Raw genomic sequence first — 23,436 nt, forward strand, 5'->3', positions numbered from 1 at the left:
TTCATAGCCTGGGCTGGCTCACGCGAAAATGTGCATGGCAATCCCGGCATAGACTGTTAGGCCGCAGAAGTTTTGCGACAAGGGTGGATCCTGAAATGGCAACGAGCGACAATCCGCCTGATCCATGGATCGGCATCACGCCAATCGTCCCATCCGCTCGCCAAGAAAGTTCCGTTCGGCCTCCGTGCCTGAAAGCTCTATGGCTTTCTCATAGGCCATGCGTGCGAGATCGTCCTTGCCGAGCCGGGCGAGGATATCGGCCCTGACTGCGTGATAGGGCTGATATTCGGCAAGCAGGCCGGCGATGGCGGCCAACCGGTCGAGTGCGATTGCCGGACCATCGGCATAGGACAAGGCAACGATGCGGTTCAGCTCGAACACCGGGTTCGGCTTGACCGTAATCAAGGCATCGTAGATCAGCGCGATCTCACGCCAGTCGGTTTCCTGAAACGAGGGCGCTTCCGCATGCACGGCCGCGACCGCCGCCTGAAGCTGATAAACACCTGGTCTCCCGCGCCTGAGCGCCCTTTCGAGAAGCGATGTGCCCTCCGCAATCATGGTCCGGTTCCAGGCAGTCCGATCCTGACATTCGAGAGGGATAATCTCGCCGAGATCGCCCAGGCGGGTCGCCGCGCGGGAGTGGTGGAGAAGCATGAGGGCAAGCAACCCCTCGATCTCGGCTTCATGCGGGCAGAGTGTCAGAAGGATGCGGCAAAGCCGGATCGCCTCGTCGCAGAGGTCGACCCTTACATGCCGATCGGACGATGCGGCGTAGCCTTCATTGAAGGTGAGGTAGATGACTGCGAGGACGGCGTCGAGCCGCTCGCTCCAGCTTTCAGGTCCCGCAACGGAATAGGGAATGCCCGCCTTGGAAATCTTGTGACGCGCGCGCACCAGGCGCTGCGCCATCGCGTCAGTGCTGACGACGAAGGCGCGGGCGATTTCCTCGGTCGTCAGGCCCGAGATGGAGCGTAACGTCAGCGCCACGCTGGCTTTACGGTCAAGCGCCGGATGGCAGCAGGTGAAGATGAGGCGAAGCCGCTCGTCGGGAATCGCCGTTTCTTCCGGCGGCTCGGCGGCTTCGCTGTCGAGTGCGATCAGCGCCGCCAGTTCGTCCGACTTTGAGCGGAAATTGGCGGCCCTGCGGATACGGTCTATTGCCTTGCGTTGCGCCGTGCGCATCAGCCATGCCTCGGGCGAGCGCGGTAGACCATGGCGACCCCAGTGGATCAAGGCCGATTCCAGCGCATCTTGAAGACAGTCCTCGGCGAGTTGGAAATCCCTGAGCCTTGCAATTAAGCACGCCATCAACCGGCCACCGTCGGTACGGATGAGCCTGTCGATCTCGTTGGCCGTTTGGACGGCTGCTGGCGCATTGACCATCAGAGCTTGTTCGCATAGTTCCGAATGGGACGTACTTCGACGCGGCCATAGGTCGCAGTGGGGATCATTGCGGCATAGCGGATCGCTTCATCGAGATTAGCACAATCGAAGATGTAGAAGCCGCCAAGCTGTTCTTTGGACTCGGCGAACGGACCGTCCAAGGTCTCTATGCGGCCGTCGCGGACGCTCACCGTCGTTGCCGTCGAGGCGGCTTCGAGGGCATCGCCCGCAACCAGAACGCCATCCTTGGCGAAGCGCTCGTTTGCTGCCTGATAAGCCGCCATCAATGGGCCGAATTCCGGCGATGCATCGGGTGCAAAGTAGATCAAGGCCATGTATTTCATCTTAAGCTCCTCAATTTGCCTGTTTAGGTTTCTGCTCCTTCAAAGAAGGGACGTCGATGACGAACGGCTATGGTCTCGATCGACATTCCAATCGAAATATTTTTCGCTGGGATCAGAAAAACGACCTCAGCAGATACCCCGTCGCACCCAGCACGGAGACTTTCATTTTTGGGTCGTCTCGCAATTGTTTGTTTTCGGTCACGATTAGCTGGCGCAGGCCACCGCATTTCATGGCGCCTCACCCATTCGAAAGACAATTGCTCCCCCCGTCATTCCCGCACCTGCGGCGGCAAAAAGCAACTGCTCACCTGGAGCGAAGGGCTGCTTGTGATTTTCCAGCGACAGGGAGAGCGGGATCGTTGCGGCCGAAGAGTTTCCAAAATCGCCGATCGTACTGACCGCCCGTTCGATTGGGATTGTCAGCTGCTCGCAGACGGCGTCGATGATACGGATGTTCGCCTGGTGCGGTATGAAGCGGTTGATGCTTTCCGGTGAGCTTCCGGCCTGCGCTAAGGCCCGGCCTGCGGATTGGCTCATCATGTGAACCGCCTTCATAAAAACAGCCTTTCCGTCCCGCATGGTCATGGTTAAGAGATCCGGGTCCATGCCGGCGTGAAAGGGGTAGGCGCTGCCGCCGGCAGGAATGGAAATGAGATCGTAGCCCGCGCCTTCCGACACGAGATCGACGCCGACAACACCCGATCGCGGATCGACCGAAGGAACCAGAACCACTGCGCCCGCGGCATCCGCGAAGACCACGGCGCTTGCTCGCTCCTTCATGTTGATGCGTCGGCTCAGGATGTTGGCGGCGACCACGAGGACCGGCCTCCTCTGGGTTCTCACGAAGCCATCCGCCAGCGTCAACGCATAAAGGAAGCCGGAACAGGCGCCAGCGAGGTCGATGGCGCCCGAGGCGGAAAGACCCAGCTTGTGCGCAAGCAGAGGTGCTGAAGGCGGCAGCAGATGGTCGGGCGTGGACGTCGCCAGCAGCGTCAATGCGACCGCCGTACGATCAATACCCGCGTGATCGAGCGCCATGAATCCGGCATGCGCGGCCATATCGGTCAAGGTTTCACCGGGTGCCGCCCAATGTCGCTTGCGTATGCCGGTTCTTTGTTCGATCCAACCCGCCTCCAGGCCCAGCCACGTCTCGATTTCGATATTGTCGATGCGACGCTCGGGGACATAGTGACCGAGGCCTGCGATCCTGCTCGTGACAGTGCTCATGACGCGGCCGCACCGATGAAATCGGCCGCCTTATCAATGGCCTCGTAGGCCCGCCGCAGATCATGTGCCGTCACGCAATAAGGCGGCATCAGATAGATGACGTTGCCGAGAGGACGGATGAGAAGATCCCTTTCGCGGAAAAAGGCGCGCAATTTCGGACCTACTTCCGAGAGATAGCCCTTTGTTTGAACGGCGAGATCAAGTGCTGCGATCGTGCCCTGCTGCCGGACTGCAGCAAAACGCGGATCGGACCGGAAGTCGGAGAGCCAGTCGCGGTGGATGGCTTCGATACTCTCGATCCGCGATAAGACCGGTTCATCACGCCAGATTTCAAGATTGGCCACTGCCGCCGCACAAGCGATCGGGTTGGCCGTATATGAACTGGAGTGAAAGAACATGCGGCTTCGGTCTTCGGACAGATGAGCCTCGAAGATCTCCGGTGTGCAGAGCGTCACCGCCAGCGGCAGCGCACCCCCGGTTATCCCCTTGGACAGACACAGGATGTCCGGCGTGATGCCAGACCGTTCGCAGGCGAATAGCGTCCCGGTCCGGCCCCAGCCCGTCATAACCTCGTCGGCGATCAGCAGGGTCCCGTGGCGTGTGGCGATCCGCCGAAACTCCTTCAGCAGATGAGCTGGATACATCTTCATTCCGCCGGCGCCGAGCACGAGCGGCTCGACGATAAAGGCGGCAACGTCTCCGTTCCGGCAGCATGCTTCGAGTGCATCGAGGGTTTCCTGCTCCCGGCCGGGCGTTGGAAAGGGAATACTTGCGACGTCGAACAGCAAGGGGTCATAGGCGGCATTGAACACACCTCGGGCGCCGATCGACATCGTACCGATCGTATCGCCGTGATAGCTATGTTCCATGACGACGATCCGCGAGCGTGGGATGCCACGATTGTGAAACAGGCCGAGGGCCATTTTCAGTGCGACTTCTACCGCCGTGGATCCGCTGTCTGAGAAGAAGACGTGCGACAATCCTGGTGGTGCGAGCTCGATCAGCCCCTTGGCCAGCGTCTCCGCCGCCTCATGGCTGTATTCCGCGAAGATAATCTGGTCGAGCTGCTCGAGCGCTCTCGCTATTGCCTGCGTAATAACAGGATGGCGATGCCCGTGGGTGGTGACCCACCATGAGGAGATGGCGTCGAGGACCGAGCGACCATCCTGATCGAACAGATAGGCCCCCTCGGTCCGGACGATCTTCTTGAACACCGGATCAAGCTGATGCTGCGTAAAGGGATGCCAAATCGGCGAGGAAGTGCGGCAAGTCGTCATGCCAAGACCTCGCGGAAAACGGCAAGATCGAAGTGATCGGCGAAGGCGGCGCGCAAGGCGGCAGGGGTCAAAGGATCGAGATGCGGCAGACGACCGAGGATCGGAGCGCCGCCCATTTCCTTGATGATCTTCATCGTGTCGGGGCGGTCGTCGCCGATGAAGGCGACGCCGAGAACGGGTATCTCGCGCCGACGCATCGCCTCGAGCGAGAGCAATGTATGATTGATCGTGCCGAGTTCGGTGCGTGCGCAAAGAATGACCGGACGGCGCCAGCGCGCGAATATATCGGCGAAGGTGCATTCCGAGGTCAGAGGCACGAGCAGCCCTCCGGCTCCCTCGATCACCAGAGGCGATGACGTCGGCGGTGGCGTCAGCATGTCGGGATCTATCGCAACCCCGTCGATTTGCGCCGACAGATGCGGTGAGACCGGCGTTCGCAGGCGCCATGCCTCGGTCAGAATGCGATCCTGGGGGACCTGCCCGAGCATGGCAACCGTTTCGCTATCGGTCCCGTCCTCCAGACCCGATTGCACCGGCTTCCAGTAGCAGGCGCCGAGGGCGTTAACGAGCGCAGCCGAGAACACCGTCTTGCCAATGCCGGTATCGGTTCCGGTTACGATGAGACAGTTTTTCATGGAGCCTCCGTCGTCAGGAGTTCTGCCAGCCGGTCGACCATGGCTGCGATCGTCGGCCTATCGACGTTGATCGTGATTGTGATGCGCAGGCGTGCGGTACCTACCGGAACGGTGGGCGGCCGGATCGCGCGGATATCGAAGCCGCTGGCGCGCATGCGTTCGGCGACAAACATCGTCCGACCGTTTTCACCGATAATGACGGGGAGGATCTGCGTGCCGGTTCCGGCCAGACCCAGACGCTCGGCAAATTGGCTGTTGGCGAATGCGACGAGATCATGCAGCGTTTCGCGCCGTTCCGGCTCGTCCGCAAGGATAGCCAGAGCCTCACGGACGCTCGCCGCCTGTAATGGCGATGGCGCCGTCGCATAGATGAAAGAGCGAGCCCGATTGACGAGATAGTCGCAAATCGTACGGCTTGCTCCGATCAATGCCCCAGCAGATCCCAGAGCCTTTCCGCAGGTATGCAGGACGATGACATTGTCCCTACCTTCAAGATCGGCAGCGTAACCCCGCCCGGCTCGGCCATGAACTCCGGTTCCATGCGCCTCGTCGATATAGAGGAAGCCTTCGTTGCGATCTGCGATCTCGACCAAATCGGACAACGGCGCACGGTCTCCATCCATCGAGTAGAGGCTCTCGGCGACGATCCAGGGCACACCCCTGCCGCCGCTCCTGCGCCAGGAACGGATGGCATCCTCGACGGCGTCGGCATCATTATGCACGACCGAAACGGCGGCCGCCCTTCCCGCCCCGATCCCGTCATGGGCGCTCGCATGGACCAGGGCATCATGCACGATCAGATCGCCGCGCTGAGGCAAGGTCGAAAGAACTGCGAGATTGGCGGCGTAACCGCTGCCGAAATAGAGCATTCGCTCGCAGCCGAAAAAAGCAGCGGCTTCCTCCTCAAGCGCCTCGTGCTCGGCATGATTACCGCGCAGCAGGCGCGAGCCCCCGGCACCGACCGGCACGCCACGCTCGAGAGCGGCGATTACGGCCGCCCGCATGCGAGGCGATGAGGCCAGGCCGAGATAGTCGTTGGACGTGAAGTCCGATCCGATGTCCCGGCTTAGCTCCCGCTGGCGCCCCCTCTGCCGAAGCTTTTGCAGTTTCGCATCGTAAAGATCGAGCAGACCGGCGCTCATTCGCGCATCTCCAACGTCGCCGGCGTCAGACGCAGGCGGCGCAGCAGGCTGCTGTCGCGATCTTCGCCAGGGTTGGCGGCTGTCAGGAGCGTATCGCCGATGAAGATCGAGTTGGCACCGGCAAAGAAACAAAGCGCCTGCATCTCGTCGCTCATGGACGCCCGTCCCGCGGTAAGACGGACATGGGATTGCGGCATCATCAGCCGGGCGAGAGCAATGATGCGAACGAAGTCGATAACATCGACGGGAGCAGCCTTAGCCATCTTGGATCCGGGCATCGGGATCAACATATTGATCGGCACGCTTTCCGGCGGCGTCGGCAGATTTGCCAGGGTGAGCAGCATGTCGATCCGGTCGCCTACCTCTTCGCCCAATCCCAAAATGCCGCCGCTGCAGACCTTGATCCCCGCCTGCCGTACATGGGCGAGCGTCTCCAGCCGGTCGTCGAACGTCCGGGTGGTGATAACCTCAGGGTAGAACCGTTCGGACGTATCGATATTGTGATTGTAGTAGTCTAGCCCTGCCTCGGCGAAGGTGCGGGACTGCTGGTCCGACAGCATTCCGAGCGTCATGCAGGTTTCCAGACCGAGAGCCTTCACGCCCTCGATCATCGAGACGATCGCCGCTTCGTCGCGCGGCTTGGGGCTGCTCCAGGCGGCCCCCATGCAATAGCGGGTCGCGCCCTCCTGTTTTGCCTTTTGAGCCTCGGCGATCACCGTTGCGGTATCCATGAGCTTCGTGGCCTTCACATTGGAGTTGTGAAAGGCGGACTGGCTGCAATAGCCGCAATCCTCGGGACAGCCGCCCGTCTTGATGTTGAGCAACTTGCTGAGCTGAACGAGATTGGGATCGAAATTCTCCCGATGGACGCTATGCGCGCGAAACAGCAGATCGTTGAATGGCAGCTCGTAAAGATCGCGAGCTGCTTCAGACGTCCATTTTTCGCGTTCGGTATGCTCGGTGGTCCCTAGGGTTGCTTCAGCGTTCTGCATGGCACTCTCCTGGCGCGATGGTCCAAGGCAGCACCTCCATCAGGCACTTGAATAATAGATAATCTATAATTATGCTGCCACCTTCGAGGTTATTGGCATCTCGCAATTGAGATCAAGCGGTATTATCATAGATTATCTAGGATAGAGGCATGGCAGAAACGGTCGCAGAACGCATTGCCCACGTCATCGGAGAACGTATCGTCTCGGGCGAACTCCTTCCCGGAACCCCTCTCCGCCAAGATCGGATCGCCGAGGAATTCGAGGCGAGCCACGTCCCGGCTCGCGAAGCTCTCCAGCTCTTGCGCGCCCAAGGCTTGGCGACGAGCGAACCGCGCCGAGGCATGCGGGTTGCTCCGCTGGACCCCGCATCGATCCGGGAGATCGTAGAAATCCGCGCCGCCCTGGAAACGCTGGCCCTCAGGCTGGCGGCCCCCCGGTTGAATGCGGCGAGCTATGAAAAAATCGAGCAGGCACTCGCCGAGGGAGAGCAGGCGAAAACCATGACCGAATGGGAAAAGGCAAATCGCACCTTTCACAGATCGCTGGTTGCGCCCTGCAAAATGCCGAGACTGCTGTCCATGTTGGACGACCTCCAACTTGCAAATTCCCGCATCATCTTCTCGGCAGCCCGCTCCACGGACCTGCAACCGGATTCCAGCTATGCTCACCGGCAGATCGTCAGCGCGCTTCGACGGCGCGACATCAACCGGGCGGTAAACTTGCTTGGTGCCCACATTCGCGGACTGGAGCGAAACGTGGATGAGCCGGGCGTTAGATCACCCCAGTCGAACACGAGCAAAGCAGCACCCGGAGTTGAATGACCGCCGACGGCGGCGCCGAAGCAAGATCTTTCGGCGCCGATAAGTTGGTTCACAAAGACATCAGTGCCGCCGATGCCGCCTGTCGGCTCGAGGAGAGATCGCTCGCGCTCCGCCGCCAGCCGTGCAGCAGCACAAGACATTCCTCGCGATCCTTCTCCGCCACGCGCACGGCGGTCTCATCACTTTTCGTGACCTGGCACCCAGCCACGATCATTTCACGCGTGCAGCACCCGAGGGGCCGGGATCCGCCGCCACCGGCGCGCTCGGCACCATGCGCCCGACCACGAGAACCAAAAGAGCCGCCGCCAGGAGGCATGCGGCCAGGAAAAACATCGGCGCGATCGTGCTACCGGTCGAATCCTTGATCCATGGAACGACGTTCTGGGCGATGAAGCCACCGAGATTGCCGACGGAATTGATGGCGGCGAGACCGGCCGCCGCCCCGGCACCCTGGAGGAAGCGCGAGGGCAGGCTCCAGAAGACCGGCTGGCCTGCGAAGATGCCGGCGGCTGCAATGCACAGGAAGGCAAACTGCAAGGTATGGTCGGGGATGATGGCGGACAGAACAAGGCACACGGCGCCGAGAAGGGCGGGGATGACGATGAACGGCGTCTTGGAAGTCGCCTTATCCGCCGCCGCTGGTACAGCGTAGAGCGCAACGGCGACGAGCAGCCAGGGAATGATGTTCAGGAAGCCATTCGTGGTGTTGCTGACGCCGAAATTCTTGACGATGGTCGGCAGCCAATAGCTGAGCCCGTAGGCGGCCAGCGGAAAGCCGATATAGCAAAGCGCCATCAGCAGCACGCGCGGATTGATCAAGGCGCGGAAGCCATCGGAAGCATTCTGCTCCATGCTCGAATTTTCTGCGGCGAGCCGGTCTTTGATCCAGGTCTTTTCCATATCGCTGAGGAAGGTCGCCTTCGATGGCAGATCGGGCAGATAGAGCAGCGTGACAATGCCGGCAATGATCGCTGGCCCGCCGGTGACGAGGAAGACCCATTGCCATCCTGCCATGCCGTAAAGGCCATTCAGATCCAGGAGGGCGCCTCCAAGCGGCGCAGCGATCGCATTGGCGAAGGCACTGAAGATCATGAAAAGGCCGACCATGGTGCCGCGATAGGCAGAAGGATACCAGAGGGTCAGCAGATAGAGTACGCCCGGAAAGAAGCCCGCCTCGCAAGCGCCGAGCAGGAAGCGCAGGATATAGAACATCGTCGCATTCTGCGTATAGGCGAGCGCGACAGTGACGATCCCCCAGGACACGAGAATACGCGCGAACCATTTGCTGGCGCCGAACCTGTCGAGAAGCAGGTTGCTCGGCACTTCGAAGATGAAATAGCCGATGAAGAACAGCGAAGCGCCAAGACCATAGGCATATTCGCTCATGCCAAGATCGCCGACCATTTCCAGCTTCGCGTAGCTGACATTCTGGCGGTCGATATAGGCAATTAGATAAAGGATCCCCAGGAACGGCATGAGCCGCCAGGTGATCTTCGAGATAAGCTGCTTTTCATCAACCACGCATCGTCCTCCCAGAAAGATGGTTCAGATTGATATAGATAGCGCAACTCGGCTGTTATCAATGCATTGACTTACAAAGCTCATCTCGCCCATCGGGTCCGCGGTCGACGGCAAACGAGCAGGCCCTCTCCCGCATCGGGTTGGGAGCTTTTAACCTCGCACCTTACGCGACGCGTTCGAACTGAGTGCGGATGTGTTCGATATAGTGCTGACCGGGCGAAGACGCCTTGACCATGGCCAGCGCTGCCTTCTGCGGTACGCCGGTGAACTGGCGCTCCTCGCCGTTCTTGAAGCGGATGTAAAGCCGTCCGTCGTCCGAGCTGAAGAAGACGGATTTGATGATTTTCGATGAAACCTGAAGTTCTTGCATGGGTCACCTCTCTTTCATCCGGCTTTTCGCATAGAAAACCAAAAGATGGGTGAAGTGACCTAGTTAATGAAAGATACAGTTGTATCGGTGGATTTTATCGATTGCCGCTCAATAGCTTACCGGTCCTTCGGCAAGGCGTCGTCGGCATAAAGGGCTGCGAATTCCGCGCTCGGCGGAATCGGCTTGATGATGTCGATCAGCACGCCGTTTGGATCGGCGGTAATGAAATGTCGCTGACCGAAAGCCTCGTCGCGAATGGCAAGCAGAATGGGCAGACCGGCTTCTCGCAGACGGTCATGGACGGCATCGACATCGTCCACCTCGAAATTGAGCAATAGCCCAGCCACCTTGCCCCGCCCCTGTTCAGGGATCGTCTCGTGCCGGCCGTCCAGAATGGCGAGATTGATGCCGCTGTCCTCAGCCGATTGCAGATGCACGTACCAGTCGCTCGCGAAGTTTTCCTGAAAGCCGAAATGCCCGATGTAGAAGGCTGCGGTCTCTTTCACGCGTTCCGTCATGATGACCGGATAATAGCTCGTCACCTTCATGCTTCACTTCTCCCTCAAAACAACATACAGTCTGTCTGTATTTTTCGAAATAACATACAGGCTGCATGCATGCAAGACTATCGCTCCAATCGGGACAGAACCGAAAAGACCAAAGCCGCACTCATCGCGGCTGCGCGGGCGTTGTTTGTGGACAAAGGTTATGCCGAGACCTCGACGCCGGAGATCGTCGCCGCGGCCGGCATTACGCGCGGGGCGCTCTATCACCATTTCGAGGACAAGCGCGCGCTCTTTCGCGCCGTCGTCAGAGACGAAGCCCTTGCGGTGACGCGGGCCATCGAACAAGCGATACCGGAGCAATTTACGCCGCTCGAAGCGCTGGTGGCCGGGAGCAACGCCTATCTCGATGCCATGCGGATCGTCGGCCGCACCCGGCTTCTGCTCATCGAAGGACCGACCGTACTGGGTTTCCTCGAAATGAAGCAGCTGGACGAGGAAACCACCACACTCAGCCTGAAGCACGGGCTGGCAGCAGCGCTCAGCCATGGCCGCGGGCCAGACACGGCCATCGAAGCGCTCGCCGATATTCTTTCAGCCGCATTCGATCGTGCCGCCCTCGCCGTCGATGCCGGCGGCGATGCAGATCGCTATCGCGCGGCTATTGCGCATATGATCGAACGCATTGCAGGCTGAGCCGTCATACCCAGGCAGAATTCCGAGGAGCCTTCATGTTCGATCTGATCATTCGCAATGCCAACCTGCCCGATGGCCGCAAGGGCATCGATATCGCGATCAAGGATGGCAAGATCGCCGCCGTGGAAGCCTTGATCACGGCGGCAGGGAAGGAGGAAATTGACGCCACCAATCGGCTGGCTAGTCCGCCCTTCGTCGATCCGCACTTTCACATGGACGCGACCCTGTCGCTCGGTCTGCCGCGCATGAACGTCTCCGGCACTCTTCTCGAAGGCATCGCGCTCTGGGGAGAGCTGCGTCCGATCGTCACGAAGGAAGAGCTTGTCGAGCGTGCGTTGCGCTATTGCGATCTCGCCGTAACGCAAGGACTTCTTTTCATTCGCAGCCATGTCGATACGTCCGACCCGAAGCTGGTGACGGTCGAGGCTCTTCTTGAGGTCAAGGATCGGGTCAAACCCTATATCGACGTGCAGCTCGTCGCCTTCCCCCAGGATGGCTATTACCGGGCTAAGGATGGCGTGGCGTCGCTTACCCGCGCCCTCGATATGGGCGTCGACATCGTCGGCGGCATCCCGCATTTCGAGCGCACCATGGATGAAGGCAGAGCCTCGGTGGAAGCGCTTTGCACGATCGCCGCCGATCGTGGTCTTCCCGTCGATATGCATTGCGACGAGACCGACGATCCGATGTCGCGCCACATCGAGACGCTGGCGGCCGAAACCATCCGCTTCGGGCTGCAGGGTCGCGTTGCCGGTTCGCACCTGACGTCGATGCACTCGATGGACAACTACTATGTCTCCAAGCTCATCCCGCTGATGGCAGAAGCTCGGATCAATGTCATTCCCAATCCACTGATCAACATCATGCTGCAGGGCCGGCACGACACCTACCCGAAGCGGCGCGGCATGACGCGGGTGCGCGAGCTGCTGGACGCCGGGCTCAACGTTTCCTTCGGCCATGATTGCGTGATGGACCCCTGGTATTCGATGGGCTCGGGCGACATGCTCGAAGTCGGCCACATGGCCATCCATGTCGCTCAGATGGCCGGCATCGAAGACAAGAAGAAGATCTTCGACGCGCTCACCATCAACTCTGCCCGAACGCTTGGGCTTGAAGGATACGGGCTGGAAAAGGGCTGCAATGCCGATCTCGTCATATTGCAGGCCGTCGATGCGCAGGAGGCTTTGCGCCTCAAACCCAATCGTCTCGCCGTCATCAAAGGTGGCAAAGTCATCGCCCGGTCCGCGCCGCGCATCGGCGAACTCTTCCTCGATGGCAGGCCTTCACAGATCGATGGCGGGCTGGACTACGTGCCTGTCGGCTCGTGAGGAAGTAGCTGCTCCATCAGGACGCTATCGAGGCGTGTGCCAAACAAGCGCCTTCTGCGGAGCAAGCCAGGTAATTCGAATGGCAGTCAAGCCGCGGAGCGACTTGCGCGGCCGATGGCGGCGCATGTCAGGTCGCCGCCACATGCTTCATCCACAGGTCGGACATTGCGAACAACGACTGATCGAAACTTCGCTTTACAACTAACATGTCAGCGTGATACGCACTGATCTTATAAGATCGGGAGGATCGGATGAAAGAGAATTTTGGCCTGTCGGCCGCACTGGCAACGCCTTTTGACACCGACGGTGAGATTGCCATCCCGGGCGTCATCGAACAGGCTAAGCATTGCCTTGCCAATGGCTGCAAGAGCGTCACGCTTTTCGGCACCACGGGAGAAGGTGCCTCGATCGGCATGCAGGAGCGCCAACAGGTCCTGGCAGCGTTGATCGCGGCGGGCATCGCTCCCTCACAGATCGTCATGGGCGTACTCGTCGATGCCGCCGAGGATGCTGCCGCTCAAGCTGGCCAGGCGCTCGCCAAAGGCGTTCGCAACATCCTTCTGGCGCCGCCTTCCTATTTCAAGAACGTCAGCGACGATGGCCTCTTCAAATGGTTCGCTGCCGTCTTCACCATGCTCGGCGCCCACGCCCGTGACGTGATCGTCTACAATATCCCGTCCGTAACGATGGTGCCGCTCTCCGTTTCTCTCGTCGGTCGCCTGCGCGCCGCATTTCCGGATGTCGTCGTCGGCGTCAAGGACTCCTCCGGTGACTGGCCCTATACGGAAACGCTCTTAAAGACGCATGGCGATCTCATCATTCTGATCGGCGACGAGCGCCATCTGGCACGCGGCGTTCGCCTCGGCGGACAAGGCGCGATCTCCGGCATGGCAAACCTGCTTCCCCGCGAAGTGCAGGCCATGGCGGAACAGGGCGACGACGACACCAAGGTCGAGCGCTTTGTGGGCGAGCTGTTAAACTACCCTGTCATTCCATCCATCAAGGCGATCCTTGCCCGCCTGACAAATGATGAAAGCTGGCTTGCTGTACGCCCGCCGCTCGTGTCAATGAACAGGCAAGATTCTGACAAGCTCTTTGCTGCTTTCAGCGCGTTGTTTCGCGCCAAGGCAGCCTAAGCGAACAGCCCGGAGCTGCCGATGGACGGACCAGGCGAACAGCCGACGTTGAGAGAGAAGGCTTACGAGAGCTTCACGCGTCATCTTTTGGCGCGCGACGTTCGCCCGGGCCAGTTCATCTCACAACGACGGCTCGTCGAGCTGACGGGACTGACGCTCGGAGCGATCCGCGAGCTGATCCCTCGCCTGGAGGCCGAAGGGCTGATCAAAACGGTTCCGCAGCGCGGGTTGCAGATCGCCCATATCGATCTGGACCTGATCCGCGAAGCGTTCCAGCTTCGCCTTTTTCTAGAGAAGGAAGCGGTGGCGCTGTTCACCTACTCGGCATCCGACGAGACGATCGCCAAGCTGTTGAAAGATCATCGCGATATCGCCGATGCCATCCGCGCCGGCGACAGTTCGCAGGAACTGGAGCTGCATGCGCAATCGGTGGACTGGGGCATGCACGACGCCTTTATCGACGCGCTGGGAAATACCATCATTTCGAATGCCTATCGGGTCAATTCCATCAAGATGCGGCTGATCAGTCAGGACAGGTTCCGCATCAACGGCCATGTCGGACCCGTGATGGAAGAGCATTTGAAAGTGCTCGAGGCCATTCAGCGTCGATCGGCCGATGAGGCCGTTACCGCTCTCGTATCCCATATCGGTGGAGCACGAGACCGCGCATTGAAGATTTGAAGAGCTTTGAATAACGCGGCCGCGAATGAGGAGATTTTCGGCCAAAGGAGGAGGAACAGGATGTCATCGTCATTTTTCAATCCGACACGTCGCGGCTTCATGGCTGGCACGGCCGCACTTGGCGCGGCAAGCCTTCTGGGCGTCCGCACCGCGTCGGCGGCCGTCGACTGGAAGCGCTTTTCCGGCACGACGCTCGAAGTCAACCTGGTCAAGAGCCCGCGCAGCGAAACGATCCTCAAATATTTGAGCGAGTTCGAAGCGCTGACGGGTATCAAGGTCAACGCCGAGGCGACGCCGGAGCAGCAGCAGCGCCAGAAGACCACGATCGAGCTCAGCTCAGGCAAGCCCAGCTTCGACGTCGTGCATCTGAGCTATCACGTTCAGAAGCGCCAGTTCGAAAAGGGTGGCTGGCTCGCCGATATCAGCGGCTTCATGAAGGATCCGTCGCTCACCGATCCGTCGCTGACGGAGAGCGATTTTGCCGAAGCAGGCTTGAAGTTCGCCAAGGACTCGGCAGGCGTCATGCGCTCCCTGCCCTTCTCGGTCGATTACTGGATCGTCTACTGGAATAAGACCCTGTTCGAAAAGAAGGGCCTTGCCTATCCGGAAACCTTCGAAGATATGGCCAAGGCCGCCGAGGCGCTGACCGACAAGTCGACCAACACTTACGGCTTCGTCGCCCGCGGCCTGAAGAACGCCAACACGCCGGTCTGGACAACCTTGATGCTCGGCTATGGCGCAACGCCGCTTTCGGCCGACGGCAAGCTGCAGACCGAGTCGCAAGGCGCTGTGGATGCTGCGAAGCTCTATCAGCGCCTGATGACGAAATCGGCACCTCCCGGCATTTCCGGCTTCAACTGGGCCGAAGCGCAGTCGGCCTTCCTGCAGGGCAAAATCGGCATGTGGCTCGATGGCGTCGGCTTCGCGCCGCCGATCGAAAACCCGGAAAAATCCCGCGTTGTCGGCCAGGTCGGCTACGGCATCATGCCGAAGGGACCGAACGCACAGGCTGCAGCGACCACCGGCGATGGCATCGGCGTGACGGCCGCCAGCCAGAAGAAGGAAGCGGCTTACCTCTTCTGCCAATGGGCGATCTCGCATGACATGGGTGCGCGCCTGCTGCAGGCCGGCGCCGGCGTTCCTTTCCGCCAGTCCATTCTGGAGGACAAGAAGGTTCGCGAGGGCGTCAAGATGCCGGCCGCCTGGCTGGATGCTGTCGCCGGCTCCGCCAAGGTCTCCCAGCTTGCTCTGCCCGTCATCATCCCGGTCACGGAATTCCGCGACATCTATGGCGTCGGCTTGACGAACATGATCGGCGGCGCAGATCCGGCGAGCGAACTCAAAAACGCAACGGCGCAGTTCGCACCGGTGCTGGCGCGAAGCGAGGGATAATGGCCTCCGTGAGCATCGAAGAGACCAGAGCGGTGACCGAAGGAAGGAGGAAGCCGAAAAGGCTTGCTCCCAACTACTGGCCTTTTGTCGTTCCGGCACTGATCGTCATCGCCGCCGTCATCGTTTTCCCCTGGGTCTTCACCCTGTGGATGAGCGTGAACAAATGGACGCTCGGCCAGTCGCAGAGCTTCATCGGCTGGGACAACTACGTCCGGCTGGCAACCGACGCGCGCTTCTGGGAATCGCTATGGCATACGGTTCTCTATACTGTGTTGTCCGTCGTCGGCCCGCTGATCTTCGGGACGCTGGCCGCTCTCATCTTCGATGCCAATTTCCCGCTGCGCGGCTTTCTGCGCGGCGTCTTCGTCATGCCGATGATGGCGACGCCGGTTGCCGTGGCGCTCGTCTGGACCATGATGTTCCACCCGCAGCTCGGCGTGCTGAACTACCTGCTGTCGCTGGTGGGCATCGGGCCGCAGGAATGGATCTACAACCAAAACAGCGTCATCCCGTCACTCGTCCTCGTCGAGGTCTGGCAGTGGACGCCGCTGGTCATGCTGATCGTGCTCGGCGGCCTCGCCTCGGTGCCGCGCGAACCCTATGAAAGCGCCGAAATCGACGGCGCCAACGCCTGGCAGAAGTTCCGCTATCTGACGCTGCCGATGATCTCACCCTTCCTGATGATTGCGGTCATCATTCGCGGCATCGACGCGATCAAGAGCTTCGACATCATCTATGCGATGACGCAGGGCGGCCCGGGGACGGCGTCCGAGACGATCAATATCTACCTCTACAACACCGCGTTTTCCTATTACGACATCGGCTATGGCTCGGCCATGGCAGTGGTGTTCTTCATCCTCATCGTCGCGCTCTCCTTCATCCTCCTGATGATGCGGCAGCACACGCGATGGACCGACGCGGAGGGACACTGAGATGAAGCGTTCGACACTCAACCGCATCGGCCTGTTGTTCGTGGCCCTAGTCATCGTTTCGCCCGTTGTGCTGTTTTTCCTCTGGATGATCTCGCTTTCGCTGAAATACGAGATCGACAACGGCGCCTATCCGCCGATCCTCATTCCGGATCGCATTGCCTGGACGAACTACGTCAACGTTTTCCAGGAAAACAATTTCTTCCTGTATTTCTGGAACTCGATCCTCGTGACGGGTGCGGCTACCCTGCTTGCCCTCATAATCGGCGTGCCGGCAGGCTATGGCATTGCGCGTATGAAGGCGGAAAAATCGGCGATCGTCATCATGATCGCCCGCATGACGCCAGGCCTCTCCTTCCTCATTCCGCTGTTCCTGTTGTTCCAATGGCTCAATCTTTTGGGAACGCTCTGGCCGCAGATCATCATCCATCTCGTCGTGACGGTACCGATCGTCGTCTGGATCATGATCGGTTATTTCGAAACGACCCCGATGGAGCTGGAGGAGGCCGCAAGCATCGATGGCGCGACGCCGTGGCAGGTCTTTCGCCTCGTCGCCCTGCCGATCGCGCGCCCCGGCATCGTCGTTGCCTTCATTCTCTCCGTCATCTTCTCCTGGAACAACTTCGTCTTCGGCATCGTACTTGCCAGCCGCGAGACCCGCACGCTGCCGGTCGCCGTCTACAACATGCTCTCCTTCGAACAGGTGAGCTGGGGGCCGCTAGCGGCGGCCGCCTTGATCGTGACTCTGCCGGTTCTCGTGCTGACGATGTTTGCGCAGCGGCAGATCATCGCCGGCCTGACCGCCGGCGCCGTCAAATGACGCACCTCACCTTTCCGACAGGACCACATTCATGGCACCGGTAAACATACAAAACATCCAGAAGCGCTACGGCCAGGTGAAAGTCATTCACGACATCAGCGTCGATATCGCCGACGGCGAATTCGTGGTGCTAGTCGGCCCTTCGGGGTGTGGCAAGTCCACGCTGCTGCGCATGATCGCCGGGCTCGAAGAAGTCAGCGACGGCGAAATCCACATCGGTCGCCGCGAAGTCAGCCATCTGCCGGCACGCGATCGCGACATCGCCATGGTGTTTCAGAACTACGCGCTCTATCCGCATATGACCGTCGCGGAAAACATGGGCTTCGCACTGAAGCTGAAAAAGGCGAGTTCGGCTGAGATTGCCACTAAGGTACAGAAGGCGGCCGCCATCCTCGGCCTGGAAAACCTACTGGATCGCCTGCCTCGCCAACTTTCCGGTGGCCAGCGCCAGCGTGTCGCAATGGGCCGCGCCCTTGTGCGCGATCCGCAGGTCTTCCTGTTCGACGAGCCGCTGTCCAATCTCGACGCCAAGCTGCGCGTGCAGATGCGTGGCGAGATCAAATCGATGCATCAGCGCATCGGCACGACGACGATCTACGTGACGCACGACCAGGTCGAGGCGATGACCATGGCCGACAAGATCGTCGTGCTTCACGGCGGTCTGATCGAACAAGTCGGCACACCTCTCGACCTCTACGATCGCCCCGCTAACCTCTTCGTCGCCGGTTTCATCGGCTCGCCCTCGATGAACTTCGTCGACGGCAGGATCGAAGAAGGCGTCTTTCGGAGCGACAAGGGCTTCATCTTGCCGCTGCCGAAGGGCTCCAACACCACGGAGTATGGCGGGCGACCGCTGGTCTACGGCATACGCCCCGAACACATCCGCGTTTCAACAACAGGCATTTCCGGGCGTGTCGGCATGGTCGAAGGTACAGGATCGGAAATCTACGCCAAGCTCGACTGCCACGGCGAAGAGATCTCCTGCCTGTTCCGCGAGCGTCTGAACATCCGCTTCGGCGACCAGATCGATATCGCAATCGATCCGACGAGCATCCACCTGTTCGACAAGGCAAGCGGAAAGCGGCTTTGACCTCCTGTTCGGTTTTCGATCCGCCGGCGGGCGCTCCTAAGCATGTCCTCTGCGTAGGGGCAGCGGTTCTCGACACGCTGTTTCGAGTTCACACGTTGCCATCCGGTGAGGGTAAGGTTCTGCCCTACGAGATGCTGCAGATAGCCGAGGGCATGGCATCGAGTGCTGCCTATGCCGTCGCGCGGCTTGGAGGCCGGACAAGCCTCTGGGGTGCTGTCGGCCACGACGAGACCGGCGAACGGATCATCCGTGAGCTTGCTGACGCCGGCATCTTCACCGACGGCATGCTGCGCGTCGACGGTGCTCGCTCGGCGGTCTCGACAATCCTCGTGGACGACCACGGTGAAAGGCTGATCGTTCCCTTCTACGATCCCAAACTGCATCACAGCAACAAGGCGCTCACGCCGGAAGATATCGCCATTTTCGACGCCGTGCTCGTTGATGTGCGCTGGCCGTCACTGGCGCTCGAGGTTCTGCGAACGGCACGAGGCTTGGGCAAGCCGGCCGTCCTCGACGGCGATGTGGCGCCGGATGGCATCATCGAGCAACTGGCGCCGGAAGCCACTCATATCGTATTTTCCGAACCTGCCGCGCAGCGCCTTACCGGAGCCGAAGATTTCACTGAGATGGCGCGCTTGTTGAAGCGAAGATTCAACCATTCCTTCATCTGCGTGACGGCGGGTGCGGCCGGCAGCTTCTGGTTCGACGATCAAAGCGACAGCATCCGGCATAGCCCGACAATTGCCGTCAAAGCCGTCGACACGCTGGCAGCCGGAGACATCTTCCACGGTGCCTTTGCTCTCGCCATTGCCGAAGGCAAGATGCCCGCAGACGCCATCCAGCTCTCTTCCGTCGCCGCCGCAATGAAGTGCGAGGTGTTTGGAGGCCGATCGGGGGCGCCGACACGCGCCGAGGTCATCGCACGCCTCGGCATGCATGACGCGCCAAGCCTGGCATAGGCAGCGCATTCAAATCCCGGCACCCCATCGGCCATCCGTTGTTTATGAGGGGTGACACCGATGCACGCCTGGATTATAAAAACTGCGCGACTCAAGCAGGAGGATCGCCAGATGAGAAATTTCAGCACCAATTGACGCTGAACGGCAATGCCGAATGGGGCTGCTGTCCAGTCCATTCTCGTCTACCGACATCCTCTTCTGTGCCCATGGAGGGCATTCATGCTTCGTCGTTTCTTCTCCTATTATGCGCGCTATAAAAAGCTGTTTTTCCTCGATTTCGGCTGCGCCGTGCTCGCGGGCCTGCTGGAACTCGGCTTCCCTCTTGCAGTCAAGCTTTTCGTCGATGAATTGCTGCCGAGCCGCGACTGGGCTCTGATCTTTGCGACGGCGGCGCTGCTGCTTGTCGTCTATGCGCTGAACACTGGCCTTTCGGCCATCGTCAACTATTGGGGCCATGCGCTCGGCATCTCGATCGAGTCCGACATGCGCCGTCAGGCCTTCGACCATATCCAGAAGCTCTCTTTCCGCTATTTCGACAACAACCGCACCGGCCACCTCATTACTCACGTCACCAAGGATCTCGAGGAGGTCGGCGAGATTGCCCACCATGGCCCCGAGGACCTGTTCATCGCGATCATGACCTTCATCGGCGCCTTCCTGCTGATGTTCAGCGTCCATTGGAAGCTCGCGCTGCTGACGACGACAATCGTGCCGTTCATGACATGGCTGGTCAGCCGCTACGGCTCCAAGATGACGCTGAACTCGCGCAGCCTGTTCGGCAAGGTCGGCAACTTCAACACGCGGATGCAGGAAACCGTCGGCGGCATCCGGGTGGTCAAGGCCTTCGCCAACGAGAGATACGAAAGCCAGCTGTTTGCCAGCGACAACGAAGATTACAAGGCGACCAAGCTGGACGGCTATGCCTATATGACCGCCGGCATCGCGCTCAGCTATTTCAGCACGCGCCTGGTGCAGCTCGTCGTCATGATGGCCGGGACCTGGTTCGTGATTTCGGGAGAGCTGAGCTATGGCGGCTTCGTCAGCTTCCTGCTGCTCATCAATGTCTTCTTCCGGCCGATCGACAAGATCACGTCGGTGATCGAAACCTATCCCAAGGGGATCGCAGGCTTCAAACGTTTCCTGTCTCTGATCGACACCGAGCCGGACCTCGCCGATCGGCCGAATGCGATCGCGGTCGATCACCTCAAGGGCGATATCGCCTATAATAGCGTCGCCTTCGGTTATTCCGAGCGAGACTCGATCTTCAAGGATCTCTCTCTGATCATCGCCGCCGGCGAGACTGTCGCTTTCGTCGGCGCCTCCGGCACCGGCAAGACGACGGTCTGCTCGCTGCTGCCACGCTTCTATGACGTGACGTCGGGCAGCATCACCATCGACGGCATCGATATCCGCGACATGACACAGGCGTCATTGCGCAGCCAGATCGGCATCGTGCAACAGGACGTCTTCCTGTTCGGCTCGACCATTCGCGAGAATATTGCCTATGGAAAGCTGGGTGCGACCGACGAGGACATCATGAAGGCGCTGGAACGCGCCTCGCTCGACGAGTTTATCCGATCCCTTCCCGGCGGGCTCGACACGCCGACCGGCGAGCGCGGCGTCAAGCTTTCGGGCGGGCAGAAGCAACGTCTTGCGATCGCTCGCATCTTCCTGAAGGATCCGCCGATCCTGATCCTCGACGAGGCGACTTCCGCACTCGACACGGCGACCGAATACGCGATTCAGCAGGCACTTTCAGAGCTTGCGAAGGGGCGCACCACGCTTGTTGTCGCGCATCGGCTGTCGACCATCCGCAACGCGGATCGCATCATCGTCATGGGTGACAATGGCATTATCGAACAGGGATCGCATGACGAGCTGCTCGCTCGCCGCGGCGCGTATGCCCGACTTCACAATGCACAATTCGGTCTTTATGCCTGATCTGCAGGTATGAGCCCGTAATTCCAAGCCGAGGCGCCATGCCTCGGCGACCATCGAGCTCAACCAGATCGTGTGATGAGTAGCGGCTCAAGCATCAGCCCCGCAGACCGAGCCGCTCCTTGGGCGGCGGCGGATGACGTCATTGAAAATCGAACACGCTGAGACCCGTCGCCATTTCGTCGAGACCAAGCGGCCGCGTAACCGGCGGCTCGGCTCTTGCCAGACAGCCTTGGCGCTCGCACAGGCGACAGGCCGGGCCGATCGCAACCGACATAGAGCTCAGCGCCTTGCCATAGACGATCTCGTCGCGATGGGCGAGATCGCAACCAATGAGAAGCGCCGTGCGGCGCGCCCTTTCGCCGAAATCCGCCTGCGGGCCTTCGATGGTACGCGATACCGTCAAAAAACCCATGCCATCCGGCATTTCCGTTACCTCGGCCAGTATCTGCCCCGGCTGAGCAAAGGCTGCGTGAACGTTGAGCTTGGGACAGCCGCCGCCGAACCGGGCCTGCGGGAAACCCTGTGCCCCGACCTTCCGCAGGCGGTGGCCGGCGCCGTCGATCTCCATCAGAAAGAAGGCAATGCCCGAAGCGCCAGGACGCTGCAATGTCGTCAGGCGCGTGGCCGCCTGCTCAAAGGAAACACCGAAACGGGCGCTAAGCCCGTCAATGTCATAATGCAGGCGCTGCGCCGCCGAAAGATAAGCACCGTAAGGCATGAGCAGGGCATGCGACGCATAGCGCGCCAGCTCGAAACGGGCGATCCGCCTGGCTTCCGGCGTCGAGAGAGCGAGCGCGTCCAGCTCGGCGGCGATCTCTTCGCGCATGACCAGTAGGCAGACTTCGGTAGCGATCTCGCGAAGCTGGTCGAAGGGCGACAGCCGCTCGGAAAGAAAAAGCCGCATGGAATGGCGATCATAGCGGCGGCGCAAACCCGGCATGGCGCGCACCGGCAGCAGACGCACGGCAACGCCATGCTCGCTTTTCAGCCACGCCTTCAACGCGCCGGCGATGTCGTCGCCCGGTGCGAGACGGATATGAAAGCCCTCCGCGGCATCCTCGATACGGGCGAAGAAATTCGCTCGACTTTGCAACCGATCATGCACTTCGTCGAGCGGCAGACGCGGACCAGCCACTTCCGCGACCCGGCCCTCACGGGACAGAAGCTCGGCAAGATCGGAAAGCCTCGCCGCCTGTTCCCGATAGGCCCGATAGAGCCGGATCATGCCATTCGTCGCATTGGGCGCAGCCTCCGCAAGCTCGATCAATTCCTGGTCGCCGGGGATCTCTCCGGCCAGCAGCGGATCGGCGAAGATTTCCCGCAATTGCCCGGCATTGCCGCCCTGCCCGCTCTGCAATTCGTCGAGATCGACCTTATAGACCGCCGACAGCTTCAAAAGCAGCTGCACGGTCAGTGGCCGCTGATTGCGCTCGATGAGATTGAGATAGGACGGCGATATATCCAGCGCCTGCGCCATCGTCGTCTGCGTGAGACCGAGACCCGTCCGGATGCGCCGAACCCGAGGTCCTGCAAAAATCTTGCGCTCAGCCATCTGTCATTCCTTTTACAGGATTCACCGAAAGTCGATTTTTACAATAATTACAAATTTACTGGCGGTCGCCGTCAACAATAACACATCATAACCCTTTTATCTATCTAGGTCTTTTGGTTTTTCTGGCACTCAGGGCGAGTCTCTTGTAAAACTCGTTATACACACCCGGTCAGCCAAACGCTCAACGGAACAGTATAGAGAGATCAGTATGACAGATTTTTACAAACTGGTTTCCGACGCCTCGGCAGGGCGTTTCAATAGGGGTTCGCCGGTGATAACCGACGGCCGCCATGCGTGAAGCAACAGTGCATGCTCGGTTCAAGCCAGCTGCAGAGTAACATCCAGCTCAAGAGGAGGAGAATGAAATGCCATCGATAGCACGCGTTCGGGAGAGAGCAGAGGAACAGTCTCTCACCATGAATACCGACCAGCAGGCTACAATCCGTATGCTGGCCAATGAGCTGCATCGCCTCAACCAGGCGGTCATGAACGCGGTCGAGGCTGGCGTTTCCGTTGAACTCGTTCGCTCGGCGCGCCACCATGGCGGCAACGGCAATTGGGGCGACCTGCTGATCCCCGTCATCGTTGCCAATGCGGTTCGCACGAACTAGGGTGCACCTTCAGCGGCTGCCTCCGTGATGTGCCCCCCGCGCGCAGAGGGGCGGCCTTGCCCCGCCAGCCGTCAGGTCTCGGGCCT

The 23,436-nt window shown here is 60.1% G+C and carries 23 protein-coding genes; 12 read left to right on the forward strand and 11 right to left on the reverse strand.

Features of this window, described 5'->3' with window-relative positions; genetic code table 11:
* Positions 1–135 precede the first annotated feature (135 nt).
* From GA0061102_RS12020 to bioB, 7 genes are all read right to left on the reverse strand, one after another.
* The gene (locus GA0061102_RS12020) at positions 136–1,383 is read right to left on the reverse strand and encodes an RNA polymerase sigma factor (protein WP_092847194.1); all 1,248 of its coding nucleotides are present in this window, start codon (positions 1,381–1,383) and stop codon (positions 136–138) included.
* On the reverse strand, positions 1,383–1,727 hold the full coding sequence (locus GA0061102_RS12025; RefSeq protein ID WP_092847200.1) for a YciI family protein: 345 nt from the start codon (positions 1,725–1,727) through the stop codon (positions 1,383–1,385). Before GA0061102_RS12025 ends, GA0061102_RS12020 begins: the two co-directional genes overlap by 1 nt.
* A 228-nt stretch (positions 1,728–1,955) precedes the next feature.
* On the reverse strand, positions 1,956–2,954 hold the full coding sequence (locus GA0061102_RS12030; RefSeq protein WP_092847205.1) for a beta-ketoacyl-ACP synthase III: 999 nt from the start codon (positions 2,952–2,954) through the stop codon (positions 1,956–1,958).
* The gene (locus tag GA0061102_RS12035) at positions 2,951–4,231 is read right to left on the reverse strand and encodes an adenosylmethionine--8-amino-7-oxononanoate transaminase (RefSeq protein ID WP_092847210.1); all 1,281 of its coding nucleotides are present in this window, start codon (positions 4,229–4,231) and stop codon (positions 2,951–2,953) included. Before GA0061102_RS12035 ends, GA0061102_RS12030 begins: the two co-directional genes overlap by 4 nt.
* Positions 4,228–4,866, reverse strand: coding sequence for a dethiobiotin synthase (gene bioD / locus GA0061102_RS12040; RefSeq protein WP_092847213.1), 639 nt, complete (start codon positions 4,864–4,866; stop codon positions 4,228–4,230). Before bioD ends, GA0061102_RS12035 begins: the two co-directional genes overlap by 4 nt.
* Complete coding sequence (locus GA0061102_RS12045) at positions 4,863–6,008, reverse strand: 8-amino-7-oxononanoate synthase (RefSeq protein WP_092847218.1); 1,146 nt, start codon at positions 6,006–6,008, stop codon at positions 4,863–4,865. Before GA0061102_RS12045 ends, bioD begins: the two co-directional genes overlap by 4 nt.
* The gene (bioB, locus tag GA0061102_RS12050) at positions 6,005–7,000 is read right to left on the reverse strand and encodes a biotin synthase BioB (protein WP_092847223.1); all 996 of its coding nucleotides are present in this window, start codon (positions 6,998–7,000) and stop codon (positions 6,005–6,007) included. Before bioB ends, GA0061102_RS12045 begins: the two co-directional genes overlap by 4 nt.
* A 149-nt stretch (positions 7,001–7,149) precedes the next feature.
* Here bioB and GA0061102_RS12055 point away from each other — a divergent pair, with 149 nt between their 5' ends.
* Positions 7,150–7,821, forward strand: coding sequence for a GntR family transcriptional regulator (locus GA0061102_RS12055; protein ID WP_092847231.1), 672 nt, complete (start codon positions 7,150–7,152; stop codon positions 7,819–7,821).
* A gap of 210 nt (positions 7,822–8,031) precedes the next feature.
* On the opposite strand, the gene GA0061102_RS12060 is transcribed toward GA0061102_RS12055, so the two are convergent.
* From GA0061102_RS12060 to GA0061102_RS12070, 3 genes are all read right to left on the reverse strand, one after another.
* Positions 8,032–9,342, reverse strand: coding sequence for an MFS transporter (locus tag GA0061102_RS12060; RefSeq protein WP_092847233.1), 1,311 nt, complete (start codon positions 9,340–9,342; stop codon positions 8,032–8,034).
* Positions 9,343–9,505: 163 nt separating this feature from the next.
* Positions 9,506–9,712, reverse strand: a complete 207-nt coding sequence (locus tag GA0061102_RS12065) for a KTSC domain-containing protein (protein ID WP_092847235.1) — start codon at positions 9,710–9,712, stop codon at positions 9,506–9,508.
* A gap of 116 nt (positions 9,713–9,828) precedes the next feature.
* Positions 9,829–10,260, reverse strand: a complete 432-nt coding sequence (locus GA0061102_RS12070; protein WP_092847237.1) for a VOC family protein — start codon at positions 10,258–10,260, stop codon at positions 9,829–9,831.
* Positions 10,261–10,329: 69 nt separating this feature from the next.
* Between GA0061102_RS12070 and GA0061102_RS12075 the strand changes: the two genes are divergently transcribed.
* From GA0061102_RS12075 to GA0061102_RS12120, 10 genes are all read left to right on the forward strand, one after another.
* Positions 10,330–10,911, forward strand: a complete 582-nt coding sequence (locus GA0061102_RS12075) for a TetR/AcrR family transcriptional regulator (RefSeq protein WP_092847239.1) — start codon at positions 10,330–10,332, stop codon at positions 10,909–10,911.
* 35 nt (positions 10,912–10,946) lie between these two features.
* A complete protein-coding gene (locus GA0061102_RS12080) occupies positions 10,947–12,239 on the forward strand; it encodes an amidohydrolase family protein (protein ID WP_092847241.1) in 1,293 nt (430 codons plus the stop codon).
* A 251-nt stretch (positions 12,240–12,490) separates the two neighbouring features.
* Positions 12,491–13,375, forward strand: coding sequence for a dihydrodipicolinate synthase family protein (locus GA0061102_RS12085; RefSeq protein ID WP_092847243.1), 885 nt, complete (start codon positions 12,491–12,493; stop codon positions 13,373–13,375).
* A gap of 21 nt (positions 13,376–13,396) precedes the next feature.
* A complete protein-coding gene (locus tag GA0061102_RS12090) occupies positions 13,397–14,056 on the forward strand; it encodes a GntR family transcriptional regulator (protein WP_092847245.1) in 660 nt (219 codons plus the stop codon).
* A 60-nt stretch (positions 14,057–14,116) separates the two neighbouring features.
* A complete protein-coding gene (locus GA0061102_RS12095; protein ID WP_092847247.1) occupies positions 14,117–15,448 on the forward strand; it encodes an ABC transporter substrate-binding protein in 1,332 nt (443 codons plus the stop codon).
* Positions 15,448–16,380, forward strand: a complete 933-nt coding sequence (locus GA0061102_RS12100) for a carbohydrate ABC transporter permease (RefSeq protein WP_092847249.1) — start codon at positions 15,448–15,450, stop codon at positions 16,378–16,380. The genes GA0061102_RS12095 and GA0061102_RS12100 overlap by 1 nt, the downstream gene beginning before the upstream one ends.
* A gap of 1 nt (position 16,381) precedes the next feature.
* Positions 16,382–17,197: a carbohydrate ABC transporter permease gene (locus GA0061102_RS12105; protein ID WP_092847252.1), complete on the forward strand. Its 816-nt coding sequence runs from the start codon at positions 16,382–16,384 to the stop codon at positions 17,195–17,197.
* A 31-nt stretch (positions 17,198–17,228) separates the two neighbouring features.
* Positions 17,229–18,287 (forward strand): ABC transporter ATP-binding protein, encoded by a 1,059-nt coding sequence (locus tag GA0061102_RS12110; RefSeq protein ID WP_092847255.1) that lies wholly within the window; start codon positions 17,229–17,231, stop codon positions 18,285–18,287.
* Positions 18,284–19,246: a sugar kinase gene (locus tag GA0061102_RS12115; protein ID WP_092847262.1), complete on the forward strand. Its 963-nt coding sequence runs from the start codon at positions 18,284–18,286 to the stop codon at positions 19,244–19,246. Before GA0061102_RS12110 ends, GA0061102_RS12115 begins: the two co-directional genes overlap by 4 nt.
* Before the next feature lie 219 nt (positions 19,247–19,465).
* Positions 19,466–21,187: an ABC transporter ATP-binding protein gene (locus tag GA0061102_RS12120; RefSeq protein WP_092847267.1), complete on the forward strand. Its 1,722-nt coding sequence runs from the start codon at positions 19,466–19,468 to the stop codon at positions 21,185–21,187.
* Positions 21,188–21,326: 139 nt separating this feature from the next.
* On the opposite strand, the gene GA0061102_RS12125 is transcribed toward GA0061102_RS12120, so the two are convergent.
* Positions 21,327–22,739 (reverse strand): helix-turn-helix domain-containing protein, encoded by a 1,413-nt coding sequence (locus GA0061102_RS12125; protein WP_092847271.1) that lies wholly within the window; start codon positions 22,737–22,739, stop codon positions 21,327–21,329.
* Between the two features lie 365 nt (positions 22,740–23,104).
* On the opposite strand from GA0061102_RS12125, the gene GA0061102_RS12130 reads away from it, so the two are divergent.
* Entirely contained in the window at positions 23,105–23,350 is a 246-nt protein-coding gene (locus GA0061102_RS12130) for an SMc00767 family acetate metabolism repressor (RefSeq protein ID WP_092847275.1), read from the forward strand.
* Positions 23,351–23,436 lie beyond the last annotated feature (86 nt).

It is taken from the genome of Martinezella miluonensis, from assembly GCF_900094545.1.
Taxonomy (GTDB): domain Bacteria; phylum Pseudomonadota; class Alphaproteobacteria; order Rhizobiales; family Rhizobiaceae; genus Rhizobium; species Rhizobium miluonense.

Coding starts and splice junctions, on each gene's coding strand:
- GA0061102_RS12055 (WP_092847231.1), top strand. CDS start 7,150: ATGGCAGAAACGGTCGCAGAACGCATTGCCCACGTCATCGGAGAACGT.
- GA0061102_RS12090 (WP_092847245.1), top strand. CDS start 13,397: ATGGACGGACCAGGCGAACAGCCGACGTTGAGAGAGAAGGCTTACGAG.
- GA0061102_RS12100 (WP_092847249.1), top strand. CDS start 15,448: ATGGCCTCCGTGAGCATCGAAGAGACCAGAGCGGTGACCGAAGGAAGG.
- GA0061102_RS12065 (WP_092847235.1), bottom strand. CDS start 9,712: ATGCAAGAACTTCAGGTTTCATCGAAAATCATCAAATCCGTCTTCTTC.
- GA0061102_RS12110 (WP_092847255.1), top strand. CDS start 17,229: ATGGCACCGGTAAACATACAAAACATCCAGAAGCGCTACGGCCAGGTG.
- GA0061102_RS12125 (WP_092847271.1), bottom strand. CDS start 22,739: ATGGCTGAGCGCAAGATTTTTGCAGGACCTCGGGTTCGGCGCATCCGG.
- GA0061102_RS12120 (WP_092847267.1), top strand. CDS start 19,466: ATGCTTCGTCGTTTCTTCTCCTATTATGCGCGCTATAAAAAGCTGTTT.
- GA0061102_RS12070 (WP_092847237.1), bottom strand. CDS start 10,260: ATGAAGGTGACGAGCTATTATCCGGTCATCATGACGGAACGCGTGAAA.
- GA0061102_RS12030 (WP_092847205.1), bottom strand. CDS start 2,954: ATGAGCACTGTCACGAGCAGGATCGCAGGCCTCGGTCACTATGTCCCC.
- bioD (WP_092847213.1), bottom strand. CDS start 4,866: ATGAAAAACTGTCTCATCGTAACCGGAACCGATACCGGCATTGGCAAG.
- GA0061102_RS12105 (WP_092847252.1), top strand. CDS start 16,382: ATGAAGCGTTCGACACTCAACCGCATCGGCCTGTTGTTCGTGGCCCTA.
- GA0061102_RS12095 (WP_092847247.1), top strand. CDS start 14,117: ATGTCATCGTCATTTTTCAATCCGACACGTCGCGGCTTCATGGCTGGC.
- GA0061102_RS12075 (WP_092847239.1), top strand. CDS start 10,330: ATGCAAGACTATCGCTCCAATCGGGACAGAACCGAAAAGACCAAAGCC.
- GA0061102_RS12085 (WP_092847243.1), top strand. CDS start 12,491: ATGAAAGAGAATTTTGGCCTGTCGGCCGCACTGGCAACGCCTTTTGAC.
- GA0061102_RS12130 (WP_092847275.1), top strand. CDS start 23,105: ATGCCATCGATAGCACGCGTTCGGGAGAGAGCAGAGGAACAGTCTCTC.
- GA0061102_RS12025 (WP_092847200.1), bottom strand. CDS start 1,727: ATGAAATACATGGCCTTGATCTACTTTGCACCCGATGCATCGCCGGAA.
- bioB (WP_092847223.1), bottom strand. CDS start 7,000: ATGCAGAACGCTGAAGCAACCCTAGGGACCACCGAGCATACCGAACGC.
- GA0061102_RS12035 (WP_092847210.1), bottom strand. CDS start 4,231: ATGACGACTTGCCGCACTTCCTCGCCGATTTGGCATCCCTTTACGCAG.
- GA0061102_RS12080 (WP_092847241.1), top strand. CDS start 10,947: ATGTTCGATCTGATCATTCGCAATGCCAACCTGCCCGATGGCCGCAAG.
- GA0061102_RS12045 (WP_092847218.1), bottom strand. CDS start 6,008: ATGAGCGCCGGTCTGCTCGATCTTTACGATGCGAAACTGCAAAAGCTT.
- GA0061102_RS12020 (WP_092847194.1), bottom strand. CDS start 1,383: ATGGTCAATGCGCCAGCAGCCGTCCAAACGGCCAACGAGATCGACAGG.